11 protein-coding genes are annotated in these 14653 nt (G+C 59.0%); all 11 read left to right on the top strand.

All coding sequences use genetic code 11. The annotated features are described in order from the left end of the window. Positions 1 to 97: 97 nt before the first annotated feature. Complete coding sequence (gene murJ, locus AC0CW1_RS04355; protein ID WP_488181834.1) at positions 98 to 1690, top strand: murein biosynthesis integral membrane protein MurJ; 1593 nt, start codon at positions 98 to 100, stop codon at positions 1688 to 1690. Between the two features lie 142 nt (positions 1691 to 1832). After that, the gene (gene lepA / locus AC0CW1_RS04350) at positions 1833 to 3638 is read left to right on the top strand and encodes a translation elongation factor 4 (RefSeq protein WP_488181833.1); all 1806 of its coding nucleotides are present in this window, start codon (positions 1833 to 1835) and stop codon (positions 3636 to 3638) included. A gap of 58 nt (positions 3639 to 3696) precedes the next feature. Then, positions 3697 to 4914 (top strand): radical SAM family heme chaperone HemW, encoded by a 1218-nt coding sequence (gene hemW / locus AC0CW1_RS04345; RefSeq protein ID WP_488181832.1) that lies wholly within the window; start codon positions 3697 to 3699, stop codon positions 4912 to 4914. Between the two features lie 109 nt (positions 4915 to 5023). After that, a complete protein-coding gene (gene hrcA / locus AC0CW1_RS04340) occupies positions 5024 to 6058 on the top strand; it encodes a heat-inducible transcriptional repressor HrcA (RefSeq protein ID WP_488181831.1) in 1035 nt (344 codons plus the stop codon). An 84-nt stretch (positions 6059 to 6142) separates the two neighbouring features. Beyond that, entirely contained in the window at positions 6143 to 7714 is a 1572-nt protein-coding gene (locus AC0CW1_RS04335; protein WP_488181830.1) for a TCP-1/cpn60 chaperonin family protein, read from the top strand. Further along, positions 7711 to 8373: a nucleotide exchange factor GrpE gene (grpE, locus tag AC0CW1_RS04330; protein WP_488181829.1), complete on the top strand. Its 663-nt coding sequence runs from the start codon at positions 7711 to 7713 to the stop codon at positions 8371 to 8373. The genes AC0CW1_RS04335 and grpE overlap by 4 nt, the downstream gene beginning before the upstream one ends. Positions 8374 to 8465: 92 nt before the next feature. Beyond that, positions 8466 to 10325 (top strand): molecular chaperone DnaK, encoded by a 1860-nt coding sequence (gene dnaK, locus AC0CW1_RS04325; RefSeq protein WP_488181828.1) that lies wholly within the window; start codon positions 8466 to 8468, stop codon positions 10323 to 10325. A 61-nt stretch (positions 10326 to 10386) separates the two neighbouring features. Further along, entirely contained in the window at positions 10387 to 11511 is a 1125-nt protein-coding gene (dnaJ, locus tag AC0CW1_RS04320) for a molecular chaperone DnaJ (protein ID WP_488181827.1), read from the top strand. A gap of 36 nt (positions 11512 to 11547) precedes the next feature. After that, entirely contained in the window at positions 11548 to 12498 is a 951-nt protein-coding gene (gene prmA / locus AC0CW1_RS04315) for a 50S ribosomal protein L11 methyltransferase (protein WP_488181826.1), read from the top strand. Between the two features lie 15 nt (positions 12499 to 12513). Then, positions 12514 to 13278: a 16S rRNA (uracil(1498)-N(3))-methyltransferase gene (locus AC0CW1_RS04310; protein ID WP_488181825.1), complete on the top strand. Its 765-nt coding sequence runs from the start codon at positions 12514 to 12516 to the stop codon at positions 13276 to 13278. Further along, entirely contained in the window at positions 13275 to 14612 is a 1338-nt protein-coding gene (gene mtaB, locus AC0CW1_RS04305; protein ID WP_488181824.1) for a tRNA (N(6)-L-threonylcarbamoyladenosine(37)-C(2))-methylthiotransferase MtaB, read from the top strand. Before AC0CW1_RS04310 ends, mtaB begins: the two co-directional genes overlap by 4 nt. Positions 14613 to 14653: the final 41 nt, after the last annotated feature.

Here is a 14653-nt window from a genome sequence, read left to right as displayed (position 1 = left end):
TTGACATATCGCTGGAGATATGACGGAAATGCGGTTGTCAAAGCAAAAAAAGTTACTACAATTAGGGAGGGAGCCAGCCAGGAAAGGGAGTCAGATAGTGAACCACATCAACAACGACGGGACGCCGCCTTCCAAGGGTGGTCAGCGCATCGCCAAGGCCGCCGGCTCGATCATGCTGGCGATGCTGATTTCCCGCATCCTTGGTTTTGTCCGGGAAGCGGTGATCGGGGCCAAGTTTGGACAGAACGCGATTACCGATTCGTACATCGCCGCATTTGCATTGCCAGATTTTTTATATTTTTTGCTCGTCGGAGGCGCTCTCTCGACGGCCTTTATCCCTGTCTTTTCCTCTTACGTCGCCACCGACAAGGAGAATGACGGCTGGATCGTGGCGTCTACCTTCATCAATGCCATGATCCTGCTGCTCACGATCGGCATCATCATCGGCGAAATCTTCACCCCCCAGTTGATCCCCCTGGTCGCCTATGACTTTGAGGGAGAGACGTTGGAACGGACGATCTTCTTGACGCGGATCATGTTTCCTTCTGTCTTGTTTACGGGCCTGGCCGGGTTGGCCATGGGCGTGCTCAACTCATACCAGCACTTCCTTATGCCCTCCGTCGGGGCGATTCTCTACAACGTGGTCATCATCCTCTGTGGCTATTTCCTGTCCGATACCTACGGAATCGCCGCCTTTTCCATCGGCGTCGTCCTTGGGGCATTTGTCAACTTCCTCGTGCAGGTGCCCATGTTGCTGCGTATCGGCCTGCGCTACCGGATGGTGATGCGCCTCGATCATCCCGGCGTGCGCCAGATTGCCAAGCTGATGGGACCGGCCCTCTTGGGGTTATCGATCGGCCAGGTCCAGGACATCATCAACCAGAACCTGGCGTCCGCCTTGGAACCGGGGTCGATCACGGCCCTCCGCTTCGCCAACCGTTTGATGCAGCTTCCTCTCGGCGTCTTCGCCATCGCCATCTCGGTGGCCGTTTTTCCCAGCTTGACGAGCGCTGCTGCCCGCCGGGAGTGGTCTGATTTTCGCCGAAACCTGTCCCTCGGTTTACGAACGGTCATCTACATCACCGTTCCCGCCGCCGTCGGCATGGCCATCCTGCGCGTTCCCATTGTGCAGGTCCTCTTTGAACGCGATAAATTCGACCACACAGCCACCTTGGCGACCGCTTCGGTGTTGCTCTTCTTCCTGATCGGCCTTTTCGCACAGGGTGCCAACCAGTTGCTCCCACGAGTCTTTTACGCCTTGCAGCGACCCTCCATCCCTGTTCGCGTCAGCGTGATCATCCTCGTCCTCAACACGGCGCTCAGCCTGGTCATGATCCGCTATTGGGGGGCGGAAGGGTTGGCCATGGCATTCTCCCTCAGCGCCGTTGTCGCTTTCGGCTTCTTCCTGCTCCTGGCCCGGCGCGCGCTGCGCTCCATCGACGGGGGACGGCTGCTGGCGTCGTTGTTGAAAACCCTCGTCGCCTCGACGATCATGGGAGGGGTGATCATGGTTTTGCAGGAATTCATCGGGACCATGGTGGATATGACCACCCTGACAGGCCAACTCATCCTATTGACGATCACTGTATCGACCGGCGCCGCCATCTACGCGCTGGCGACCTATTTAATGAAGATGGAGGAGGCGGACATGGTCGCCCGTACCTTCTTCAGCCGGTTCATGCGACGCTAGAGCCTGCGCGCTTCTCCGTGCGGGCCTTTTCTTTTTAAAAATGCAACGATTAGCTGCCCGATGGCGTTGTTTGCCCCCGGTGAAATGAGTTATAATATATTGCATATGTCTGTGCAATTGGCAAGGGAGGACTTATAGAATTATGGGAAAGGCGCAAGCCAACATTCGAAATTTTTGCATTATCGCCCATATTGACCACGGCAAATCGACCCTTGCCGACCGCATCCTGGAATTTACCGGGGCGCTGACGGAACGTGAGATGGAGGATCAGGTTCTGGACTCGATGGACCTGGAGCGGGAGCGGGGCATCACCATCAAGCTGCAAGCCGTCCGTCTCCAGTACAAGGCAAAGGACGGCCAAGTGTACACGCTGAACCTGATCGACACCCCGGGCCACGTGGATTTCACATATGAGGTTTCTCGTTCCCTCGCCGCTTGTGAGGGAGCGTTGCTTGTCGTCGACGCCGCCCAAGGTATTGAGGCCCAGACCTTGGCCAATGTCTACCTGGCTTTGGAGAATGACCTGGAGATCATCCCTGTTGTCAACAAGATCGACCTGCCGAGCGCCGAGCCTGATCGGGTCAAGCAGGAGATCGAGGATGTCATCGGTCTGGACGCCTCTGACGCCATCCTGGCTTCCGCCAAGGCTGGCATCGGCATTGAAGAGACGCTTGAAGCGATCGTGGCCAAGGTCCCGGCGCCCGAGGGCGATCCGACAGCGCCGCTGCAGTGCATGATCTTCGATTCCTTTTATGACGCCTACAAAGGCGCCATCTCTTATGTGCGCGTTGTCGAAGGTACCGTGAAAAAAGGCACCAAGATCAAGATGATGTCCACCGGCAAGACCTTCGAGGTGACCGAGGTGGGCGTTTTCACGCCGGCGCCGCGGCAGGTGGAGAAGCTTTCCTCCGGCGAGGTCGGTTTCATCGTCGCTTCGATCAAAAATGTCAAAGACACCCGTGTGGGCGATACGATCACCGACGCCGATCATCCGGCCAAGGAGCCCCTGCCCGGCTACCGCCAGGTGACGCCCATGGTCTACTGCGGCCTCTATCCTGTCGAAGGCGCTGATTATGAAGACCTGCGCGACGCCCTCGACAAGCTGCGCCTCAACGACGCCGCCCTCATCTATGAGCCGGAAACGTCGGTAGCTCTCGGTTTCGGCTTCCGCTGCGGCTTCCTCGGCCTCTTGCACATGGAGATCGTCCAGGAGCGTTTGGAACGGGAGTTCGACCTCGACCTGATCACGACGGCGCCGAACGTCATCTACAGAGTCAACCAGACCGACGGCGAGGTGGTCCTCGTCGACAATCCGACCAAACTGCCGCCGACCCAGAAGATCGAGACCATCGAAGAGCCTTATGTGAAAGCCTCTGTCATGGTGCCTTCCGACTTCGTGGGCGCCGTCATGGAACTCTGCCAGGAAAAACGGGGCACTTTCATCAACATGGATTATATCGCCGGTCAGCGGGTCATGCTGATCTATGAACTGCCCCTGGCCGAGATCATCTTTGACTTCTTCGATCAGTTGAAGTCCCGCACCAAGGGCTACGCTTCGCTAGACTATGAACTGATCGGTTACCGCGTCTCTGAACTGGTCAAGCTGGACATCTTGCTCAATGGGGACCTGATCGACGCCTTTTCCATCATCGTCCACCGTGACCGCGCCTATAACCGCGGCCGCGCCTTGGCTGATAAGCTGAAGGATCTCATCCCCCGGCAGATGTTCGAAGTCCCCATTCAGGCCGTCATCGGCAACAAGGTCATCGCCCGCGAGACGATCAAAGCCATCCGCAAAAACGTACTCGCCAAGTGCTACGGCGGCGACATCTCGCGGAAGCGCAAGCTGTTGGAGAAGCAAAAAGAGGGCAAAAAGCGGATGAAACAGGTGGGGAGCGTGGAAATTCCGCAAGAAGCCTTCATGGCTGTCCTCAGCATCGACAAGTAGGGCTGGCCAGAAGGGTCCAAGTATGATGAAATATGCGAGCGATAGGGCAGATCAGAGCTTGTCAAATCAGCAAAAGCATTTCTCTGTTGCGCAAGGGATGAAATCGAGCTGGGGCGTCTACGTCCATGTCCCTTTCTGCCACAGCAAGTGCGCCTACTGTGACTTCTATTCCCATCCGGCTGATAGCGAATTCCGGATGGCTTACGCGAACGCCGTCATCGGCCAGATCGAAAGGGAGGCGGACCATTGGCGTCACCGCCTCCCCTCGGGGCCGGCGACGGTTTTTTTTGGCGGCGGCACCCCGACACTGCTAACCGCAGCGGCGGGGTCGCGGATCCTGGACGCCTTGCGCCGTTGCTACGGCCTTGATGAGGGGCGATCTGGATCGAAAGTATTGCCGGAGATCACCATTGAAGCCAATCCAGGGACCGTCGATGAGCGCGAGCTGGCTGGCTGGGCCGAGGCCGGCTGCAACCGTCTCTCCCTGGGTGTACAGGTCTTTCAACCGCGGCTGCTCGCCTTCCTGGGCCGTCGGCAGCGCCTGGCTGACGTGACGGCAGCCCTATTGGCGGCCCGGAAGGCAGGCATCGATAACATCAGCATCGATCTGATCTACGGCATCCCTGGTCAGACCATGGAGGACTGGCAATTGTCTCTTGAATTGGCCCTTGGCTACGCGCCCGATCACCTTTCGCTGTATAATCTGAAAGCGGAATCGGGAACCCCCCTCTCCGATTGGCTGAAGAGAGGCCTGGCTGAACCATGCGCCGAGGACCTAGAAGTCGAGATGTACGAGACAGCCTGCCGTACCTTGCAATCAGCCGACTTGTTCCAGTACGAACTGTCCAACTTTGCCCGGCCCGGCAGGGAATGCCGGCACAACCTGAACTACTGGCTGCGGGGGGATTACCTCGGTTTCGGCAGCGGCGCCGTCTCTGCCACCGGCTTGCAACGCTGGTCCTGGCCTGCCGACAGTGACGCTTTCGTCCGCTCTTTTCAAAAGGGCGAGGAAGTGCTGCCTGTTGAAGAGGAGGGACTGACACCGGAAGTAGCGGCCCAGGAGGCGGTCATCCTCGGCTTGCGCACAATGGCTGGCGTCAGCCTGCAGGCGGTGGCCGTTGAATACGGTCTTGACGAGGCAAGGCGGCAAAACTGGCATAGACTGTCAGCAGAGCTCTCCCGTCAGGGTTGGATACACTATGATGGGACAACGATAGCCCTCGAACCGCGTTCCTATCTGATCGCCAACGAGATCATGGGCCGCTACCTGGACTGACAGTTGCAGGCTTCCCCAAGTATTGACAAGCGTTTTTTCCGGTGGTATTTTTTACGGTAGAGGTTAGCACTCGTCTACAGCGAGTGCTAACAACGGGAGGTGTTCCGGGATGCAAATGAATGATCGCAAGCAGAAGGTACTCTGGGCTATTATTCAAGACTACGTATCCACGGCGGAACCCGTCGGCTCCCGCACCATTGCCCGCAAGTATGACCTCGGTGTCAGTCCCGCCACCATCCGCAACGAGATGTCTGACCTGGAGGAACTGGGACTGATCGAACAGCCCTATACCTCATCGGGGCGCATCCCTTCCGATTACGGATACCGGTACTTTGTCGACTGCCTGATGGAGCGGGAGAGCCTCAATCCGGAGGAACTCCGGAGGGTGCAACGAGCCATGTCGGAGCGTTTGCAGGAAGTCAACAGCATCATGCAGCAAACGACCAACCTGCTGGCCAAGTTGACGAACTACACCGCTGTCGTGCTGGGTCCCCAGGTGGGGAAGACGACTTTTCAGCAGATTCACTTTTTCCCCGTCATGCCGACGAAGGCGGTCGCTGTCGTTGTCACCTCTGCCGGTGTCATGGAGAACAAGCTCTTCGATATCCCCGAGTCGATGACGCCGGAAGACCTGCAGAAGGTGTCGGCGATGATTAATGAACGCCTGCAGGGATTGACGATGGCCCAGGTCCGGACCTCGCTCTGCATGGATCTAAACGAGGCCTTGAAGAAACAGAAGCAAGTCCTTTCGCGATCGCTGGAACTCATCGATGAGGCCTTGCTCAGCGACAGCGAAGAGCGGGTCTTTCTGGCTGGCACCATGAATATCTTCAAACAGCCTGAGTTCAAAGATGTGGAAAAACTCCAGACCCTTTTGGGCATACTAGAACAACATCATACCGTGCGCGAATTGATGCATGATCACCCCGATCAGGGCATCCACATCAAGATCGGCACGGAAAACCGCCTCGAAGGTTTCCGCAACTGTTCCATGGTGACGGCCTCTTACGAGTTGGATGGAGAGGTCCTCGGCGTCATCGGCCTGATCGGGCCGACCCGTATGGAGTATTCCAAAGCTGTCGCTGTTGTAGAGGGGTTGACGGAACAACTTTCGGCAGCCCTGAAAAAAATGTTCAATCGGTAGAAGGTTCTGGAAGGGTAGGGGCTTTTTGTCGGCAAAAAGTCCCTATTTCCCTGCCTTTTCGTAAGAGACTTGGAGGAATCAGCGTTGAGTGTCAAGCAAGTGAGCAACAACACCGAAGTGGATGAGCGATTAGCGGCATTGATGACCAACGCTAACGCCATCCGCGCCATCGCCAGCGCCGTCGAAGGCACCCTCGGTCCGAAAGGACTCGACACGATGCTTGTTGACAAGTTCGGCGACGTGGTCATCACCAACGACGGTGTGACGATCCTGCAGCTGATGGAGGTCAACCATCCGGCGGCCCGTATGCTGATCAAGATGGCCAGGGCACAGCAGTCGGAGATCGGCGACGGGACGACCACAGCGACTGTTCTCGCCGGCAGCCTGATCAGCGAAGGCGTCAACCAGGTGACGAAGGGCGTCCCCGTCTCCCGGGTCATCGAGGGGTTGAAGGCAGGCGTTAAAAACGCCGTCGAGATGTTTCAGCGTCATGCCCGTCCCGTACAAGGCGTCATGGATCCCATGCTGGAGAAGGTAGCCCTCGTGGCCGGTCGGGAACATCAGGACATTGCCCGGCTGGTTGTGGAAGCAGCCCGAATGGTTGGGGAAGAGAAGATCCGTGAGTCCGGCTTCAAACTCTCCGAGACGATCCGCGCCCGTGAAGGCGCTGACAACCAGGTCCTCTCTGGCGTGATCATCAACAAGACGCCCATGAATGAGGACATGCCCAAAAAGCTGGAAGAGGCGCTCGTCTTGGTGATCGATGACGCCCTTGAACCGGAGGAATTAGAGGAAGAGGCCCTCAGCACCGAGGCCGGCTTCAACTGGTATCGCCAGAAGCAACAGGAGTTCTTGGAAAACGTGCGCAAGATCGTCGCCCTCGGCGTCAAGGCTGTCCTTGTTGACCGGGGTGTAGAAGATATCGCCGAAGAGATCCTTACCGACGCCGGCGTGCTCGTCATCCAGCGCGTCGCCAGCCGGGAGTTGAAAAAGGCAGCCGAACATACAGGCGCCCGGGCAATCAAGCGCACGGGGCTGAAGCGCGATCCCGTAGATTTAGTACGCTATCTGGGCAAGGCGGGGACGATTACCGTCGATGAGAAGTTGGAGCATGTCTGCATCCTGCAGGGAAGCGGAAAACCGGTGGCCACAGTCCTCGTTGGCGCCGCCACCGAGGAGGTTGTCGGCGAGCGGGAACGCATCGCCAGGGACGCCGCCTCGGCCGTTCAGGCGGCCATCAAAGGTGGGCTTGTCCCCGGCGGCGGCGCCGTCGAGTTGGCTGTTGCCCGTCAGATGGAAGAGGTGCGCCGGGAGACACGGGGCATGGCCGCCTACGGCCTCGACTGCGTTGTGGCCGCTCTGAAGAAGCCCTTTGCCCAGATCATCACCAATGCCGGCTTCAACCCCCTGGAAAAGCTGGGCGATGTCATCGCTGCCCAGATGGAGCAGAACAGCGACACCCTTTCGATCAACTGTGACAACGGCGAGTTGGCCGATATGTGGGCCATGGGAGTCATCGATCCGGCGCAAGTGAAGATGCATGCCTTAAAGGCGGCTGGCGAGGTGGCGGAAGCCATACTGCGCATCGACACGATCATCAAAAAGCGGGAGGAACGTCCCGATTCAGGCAATAACCGTGGGGAGGGAGACTGGTGACCGTCGAAGAGAGAGAGAGCAAGAACAGCGACAAGGCCGCTTTTGATCACAGCGACATGAAAAACAGCCCCGTTGAGAAGGAGTGTCCAAACCCGTCCACCGACGGAGAAGGCGCAGAGGCCGCACTTACCGAAGAGGACCGCCAAGCTGCCGATGCGGCAGAGAAGTTGGGCCGCTTTCTTTCCGAGGTGGCCAAGACGAAGGAAGAGCTCGACAAGACGAAAGAAGAACTGCAAGACTGGGAAAACCGATATCTTCGCTTGCAGGCCGACTTCGACAACTTCCGCCGGCGGACGCGCCAAGAAAAAGAGGAACTGGGGACCTACGCCAATGAGGGGCTGGTGAAGAAGCTCCTGCCTGTCCTGGACAACTTCCAGCGCGCCCTGGGGGCGATGGCAAAGGCCGGCGCCGCCGAAAATCTGCTCTCCGGCGTGGCCATGATCGAGCGCCAGTTCGCCGATATCCTGGCGAAAGAAGGATTGCAACCCCTTGAGGCAGTTGGCAAGGAATTCGATCCCCAGGCCCATGAGGCCGTCATGTTCGGCGAAGCCGACGAAACGTTTCCGGACGGAGTTATCATGGAAGAGTTGCAAAAAGGCTACCTCTTTAAGGCGAAGGTGATCCGGCCAGCCATGGTCAAAGTGGCTAAAGGCGGTTGAGCCCTTTCGAAATAAATAACAAGCTGAATAACGAGCCCCAAAAACAAATAGTTGGAACGATGAAATGGCAAAGAAAATAGGAGGTTACACACATGGGTAAAATCATCGGCATCGACCTAGGCACAACCAACTCCTGTGTCGCCGTGCTGGAAGGCGGCGAGTCGGTCGTCATCCCTAACAAAGAAGGCGCCCGGACCACTCCTTCAGTCGTCGGTTTTTCCAAAACGGGCGAGCGTCTTGTCGGCCAGGTGGCCAAACGGCAGGCCATCACCAACCCTGACCGGACGGTCATCTCGATCAAACGGCACATGGGCACTGATCATAAAGTAAAAATCGATGACAAGAACTACACTCCCCAAGAGATTTCAGCCATGATCCTCCAGAAGCTGAAGGCTGACGCTGAAGCCTACCTGGGCGAGCCGGTCACCCAGGCCGTCATCACCGTCCCGGCCTACTTCACCGATTCCCAGCGCCAGGCCACCAAAGACGCCGGCGCTGTCGCCGGCCTGGAAGTCATGCGCATCATCAACGAGCCGACCGCGGCTGCCCTCGCCTACGGCGTCGACAAGGGAGAGGACCACACCATCCTCGTCTATGACCTGGGCGGCGGTACCTTCGACGTGTCCATCCTTGAACTGGGCGACGGCCTCTTCGAGGTGAAAGCCACCTCCGGTAACAACCGCCTCGGCGGCGACGACTTCGATGAAAAGGTCATCAACTGGATGGTCGCCGAATTCAAGAAGGAGACCGGCGTCGACCTGCGCGGCGACAAGATGGCCATGCAGCGCCTTAAGGAAGCCGCTGAAAAGGCCAAGATCGAATTGTCTGGCGTCATGTCGACGAACATCAACCTGCCCTTCATCACCGCTACCGCTGACGGTCCCCAGCACCTAGACATGACCCTGACGCGGGCCAAATTTGACGAGTTGACGGCCGACCTTGTGGAGATGACCATGGGTCCCACCCGCCAAGCTCTGCAAGACGCCAAGCTGGAACCGAAAGACATCGACAAGGTCATCCTCGTCGGGGGCTCCAGCCGGATTCCCGCCGTCCAGGAAGCCATCCGCAAATACCTGGGCAAAGAGCCCTTCAAAGGCATCAACCCTGACGAGGTCGTTGCCATGGGCGCCGCCATCCAGGCGGGCGTGCTCGGCGGCGAGGTCAAAGGCATCGTTCTGGCCGACGTGACGCCCCTCTCCCTGGGCATTGAGACCCTGGGCGGCATCTGCACCGTCCTCATCCCGCGCAACACGACCATCCCCTCGAGCAAGAGCGAGACCTTCACCACCGCCGCCGACAACCAGACCTCTGTCGAGGTGCACGTCCTTCAGGGCGAGCGCAAGCTGGCCTCCCAGAACAAGACCCTGGGCCGCTTCCACCTGAGCGGCATCGCGCCGGCGCCGCGCGGCATCCCCCAGATCGAGGTCAAGTTCGACATCGACGCCAACGGCATCGTCCACGTCAGCGCCAAAGACAAGGCTACCGGCAACGAGCAGAAGATCACCATCACCGCCTCGACGGGTCTCTCCAAGGAAGAGATCGACCAGATGGTCAAAGACGCTGAACTGCACGCCGAAGAGGACCGCAAGCGCCAGGAAGAGGTCGAGATCCGCAACCAGGCCGACTCCATGGCCTACCAGGCGGAAAAGACCCTGAAAGACCTAGGCGATAAGGTGGAGGCCGCCGATAAAGCAAAGATCGAGGCCGCCAAGGAAGAACTGAAAAAAGCCCTCGAAGGCACTGACCTGGAAGAGATCAAGAAAAAGACAGAAGCCCTGACGACCGTTGTCTATGAATTGTCCACCAAGCTCTACCAGCAAGCCGGGGCTGCCGGCGCGCCTGGCGCGGGACCGGAAGGCGCCCCCGGCGGCTTTGGCGGAGAAGAGAAAAAGGATGACAATGTGGTCGACGCCGATTATACTGTCATCGATGACGATAAGAAAAAATCCTGATTCAGGCGACCGGGGGGCTTAGCCCCCCTGTCGATGCTTTTACCGGGGGGAGGGGACAAGGATGAGCAAACGCGATTACTATGAGGTGTTAGGCGTTGGGCGGGACGCCGGGGAGACGGAGATCAAAAAGGCCTACCGCCGGTTGATCAAGGAATTCCACCCCGATGTCCACCCCGACAAAGCATTCGCTGAAGAGAAGACCAAAGAGATCAATGAGGCCTACGAGGTGCTCTCTGATCCGGAAAAGCGCGCCCGCTATGACCAATTCGGCCACGCCGGTCCCGGCGGTTTTGGCGGATTCGGCGAAGGCGGACCCGACATGGGTGGTTTCGGCGACATCTTCGACATGTTCTTTGGCGGCGGCTTCGGCGGTGGCGGCCAACGGCGCGGTCCCCAGAAGGGGGCCGACCTGCGGTTTAACCTGTCCATCACCTTTGAAGAGGCAGCCTTTGGCGTGGAAAAAGAGGTCGACATCCCGCGTCTGGAAGCTTGCGATGTCTGCGGTGGCAGCGGCGCTGAGCCGGGCACTTCGGCGACCACCTGTTCCACCTGCCACGGTTCTGGGCGGGTGACCACCGTCGCCAAGACGATGCTCGGTAACATGCAGACAGTCCGCACCTGTCCCACCTGCGGTGGTGACGGGAAGATCATCAGCAAACCCTGCCTCCACTGCGGCGGTCAGGGGAAGGTTCGCAAGCGGAAGCGCATCAAAGTCAAGGTGCCCGGCGGTGTCGACACGGGGACGCGGATCCGCGTCTCCGGCGAAGGCGAGGCCGGCGACAAAGGCGGTCCGCCAGGCGACCTCTACGTCTTTATCGAGGTGCAATCCCATTCCTTTTTTGAGCGCGACAACGACGATGTGATCTGCCAGGTTCCCATCAACTTCGTCCAGGCGGCCTTGGGTGCTGAGATCGAGGTACCGACCCTGGACGGCAAGGTATCCTTGAAGATTCCCGAAGGAACCCAAACGGGGGCCGTCTTCCGCATCCGCGGCAAGGGCATTAAACGGCTTCGGGGCACCGGACGGGGCGACCAGCGGATCGAGGTCAAGGTGACCGTGCCAACTCGGTTGAGTGAAAAACAAAAGGAATTGCTGCGCGAGTTCGGGCGCACCCTGAAGGCGGAAAACATCGAGTCAGAGAAAGAAAAGTCTTTCTTTGAAAAGATGAAAGACGCCTTCATGTGAGGACCGGCTTAACCGGCGGGGAAGGGTGTATCGCTGTTGAAATGGCGTGAGATCGCCATCACCACCCGGCAGGAAAATGCCGACGCGATGGCCGAGATTTTTGAAACAGTCGGGGCAATGGGGATGGTTATTGAGGACCCCCAACTGATCGCCAGCTACATTGAGAGCAATGTCTGGGACCTCCACGACGTGGAGATCCCAGACGTGCCAGAAGGCATGATCCGCGTAAAGACATACCTGGCCATCGACGACGCCCTGGAAGAGCGGCTTGCGGCGCTGCAGGAAGAACTGTCCGCCCGGGAGCGCTCCGAAGAATGGCCCGCCCATGCCTGGACGATGACGGACCTCCATGAGGACGACTGGGCCCATGCCTGGAAAGCCTTTTTTAAACCGGAAAAAGTCGGTCGTCGCGTGGTCATCCGGCCGACCTGGGAAGAATATGTCCCGCAAGAGGATGATCTGGTCATCTCCATCGATCCGGGGATGGCTTTCGGCACGGGCACCCATCCTACAACGGTGATGTGTATCCGCGCTTTAGAGGACTATGTTCACCCTGAGGCGCGTGTCCTCGATGTGGGCACCGGCTCTGGCGTGCTCTCCATCGCCGCAGCGCTGCTAGGCGCCAAGCAAGTCTTCGCTGTCGACAATGACCCGGTGGCTGTTGCCACCGCTCAAGAAAATGTGGCCTTGAACAAGGTCGACGCGATCGTGAACGTGCGCCGCAACGATCTGCTGGCCGGGTTGGAGGAACAGGCCGACATCCTGGTTGCGAACATCATCGCCGATGTGATTATCCGCCTGACTCCCCAAGCAGAGGCTCTGCTTGCCCCGGAGGGGATCATGATCGTTTCCGGGATTATCCAGAACCGCCTTGACGATGTAGTCGAGGCGATGACAGAAAAGGGATTCACCATCGAAGAACTGATCAGCCACGGCGAATGGGCTGCCGTCGTCGCCCGCAGGGCAGGCGCCTCAACAGAAAACTGAACCGGGGCGTGACCGATGCACCGTTTTCTCTTTGATCCAAGCAATCTGACAGGCGACTGCGTCTGCCTCGACCGGGAAGAGAGCCAGCACCTCTCCCGGGTGCTGCGCCTGCGCCCCGGCGACCCTGTGCTCGCCTTTGACGGGGTTGGGCAGGAATATGAGGCCGTCGTCGCCGAGGTTAACGGAGACAAGGCTTGTCTGGAAGGCTTGCGGCGGACTGGCGCTTCGCGGGAAGCCCCGGTCCGCCTCTGTCTGCTCCAGGGCGTGGCCAAGGGCGAGAAGATGGATCTGGTAATCCAAAAAGCCACCGAACTCGGTGTGGCGCAGATCCTTCCTGTCCTGACCGAACGGTCTGTCGTGCGTCTCGACGCCGCTAAAGCGAAGGAGCGGCGCGACCGCTGGCAGAAGATCGCCCGCGAGGCGGCGAAACAGTGCCGCCGCACCGTCATTCCGGAGGTCAAAACCCCATGTACCTGGTCGGAGGTCATCGCCCGATGGGATCCCGCCGCTCCTCTCCTGATCCCCTGGGAGGAGGAGCGGGGGAAAGGTCTGAAGCAGGTGCTCGCCGGTTTGCGTGAGGAAGGCCTGCTTCACGACGGCCCCCCCAAGATCATCGGCCTGGCCATCGGTCCTGAGGGCGGCTTGACAGCCGCAGAGGTGACCCAAGCCAAAGAAAAAGGCGCCCGCTCCGTCGGCCTCGGACCCCGGATCTTGCGGACGGAGACGGCTGGCATTGCCGCTTTGGCCGCAATCATGTACGAACTGGGGGATTGGGGATGAATCCGGGAGAGTTCACCGCCGCATTCCACACCCTCGGCTGCAAGGTCAACCAGGGCGAGACTGACGCCATCGTCGGCATGTTCAAGGCCCGCGGATACGCCATCGTACCTTTTGACGGGCCGGCGGATGTCTATGTCGTCAACACCTGCACCGTAACCCACCTGAGCGACCGTAAATCCCGCCAAGCCATCCGGAGGGCCAACCGCCAGAACCCTGAAGCCGTCGTCGTCGTGACCGGCTGTTACGCGCAAACGGCGGCTGATGAGGTTCGGTCCATCGAAGGCGTAGATATCATCGTCGGCACAGATCAGCGCAGAGCCATCGTCGATCTGGTGGAGCAGCACCGCCACAGCGGAGAAACGGTGAACACCGTCTTCGACTCAAAACGGATTGAGCACTTTGAGGAACTCCCCGCCGTGGCCGAACGCTCCCGCGCCCGGGCGACGATGAAGATCCAGGACGGCTGCAACCTCTATTGCACTTACTGCATCATTCCCTATGCCCGGGGTCCTGTGCGCAGCCGCAGGATCGAGAGCGTCGTCGACGAGGCCGAGCGTCTCGCCGAAGAGGGGTTTAAGGAGATCGTCCTGTCGGGGATCCATTTAGGCGCCTATGGGAGCGATCTCCATACAGACTTGGCTAAACTGCTTGTCGAACTCTGCCGCATCCCCGACCTCCGGCGCATCCGCGTCGGTTCAGTCGAACCGCAGGAGTTTACACCGGAACTACTGGAGGCCATCGTTCATCCCCACGTCTGTCCCCATTTCCACATCCCCTTGCAATCGGGATCGGATGCCGTATTGGAAAAGATGGGACGGCGCTATCGGCGGCAGGATTTTCTCGACGTGACGCGAAAGATCCAAGAACTGATTCCTCATGCGGCGATCACCAGCGATGTGATTGTCGGTTTTCCTGGCGAGGGGGAGGCCGATTTTCGGATGACAGAGGAACTCTGCCGCGCGGCGGCATTGGCCGGTCTGCATGTCTTTCCCTATTCACCGCGCCGTGGCACACCGGCAGCATCCTTCCCAGACCAGATCCCTTCTTCCCTCAAACAGGAACGGGTGCAGCGCTTAGGGCTACTGGCGCGCGAACTTGCTGTCCAGTACGCCGAGGCCTTCGTCGGCCAAATCCGGGAGGTGCTGGCCGAGGAAGAGGTTGCCGGATTCTGGACAGGACATACCGATAATTACCTGAAGGTCTTTTTTGAAAAGCCCTTGGGAAACGTGCCAGGGGAAAAGGCAAGGGGGATCGAACGGGAGGACTTGGTTTCTGTTCGCCTGCTTCGGGTCCGCCCCGACGGCGCCCTGGACGGCCTACCTATTGAGGCGTGATGCCAAGGTCTGATGGAATGAACCCGGTAAAGGGGGTGAAG

It is taken from the genome of Heliomicrobium sulfidophilum (genome assembly GCF_057715735.1).
Note: the sequence above shows the minus strand (reverse complement) of the source record. Positions and strands in the feature narration are given on the sequence as shown.

Excerpts from the sequence above, each read along its gene's own strand:
- dnaJ (WP_488181827.1), top strand. The coding sequence starts at position 10,387 with ATGAGCAAACGCGATTACTATGAGGTGTTAGGCGTTGGGCGGGACGCC.
- mtaB (WP_488181824.1), top strand. The coding sequence starts at position 13,275 with ATGAATCCGGGAGAGTTCACCGCCGCATTCCACACCCTCGGCTGCAAG.
- dnaK (WP_488181828.1), top strand. The coding sequence starts at position 8,466 with ATGGGTAAAATCATCGGCATCGACCTAGGCACAACCAACTCCTGTGTC.
- lepA (WP_488181833.1), top strand. The coding sequence starts at position 1,833 with ATGGGAAAGGCGCAAGCCAACATTCGAAATTTTTGCATTATCGCCCAT.
- AC0CW1_RS04310 (WP_488181825.1), top strand. The coding sequence starts at position 12,514 with ATGCACCGTTTTCTCTTTGATCCAAGCAATCTGACAGGCGACTGCGTC.
- hrcA (WP_488181831.1), top strand. The coding sequence starts at position 5,024 with ATGCAAATGAATGATCGCAAGCAGAAGGTACTCTGGGCTATTATTCAA.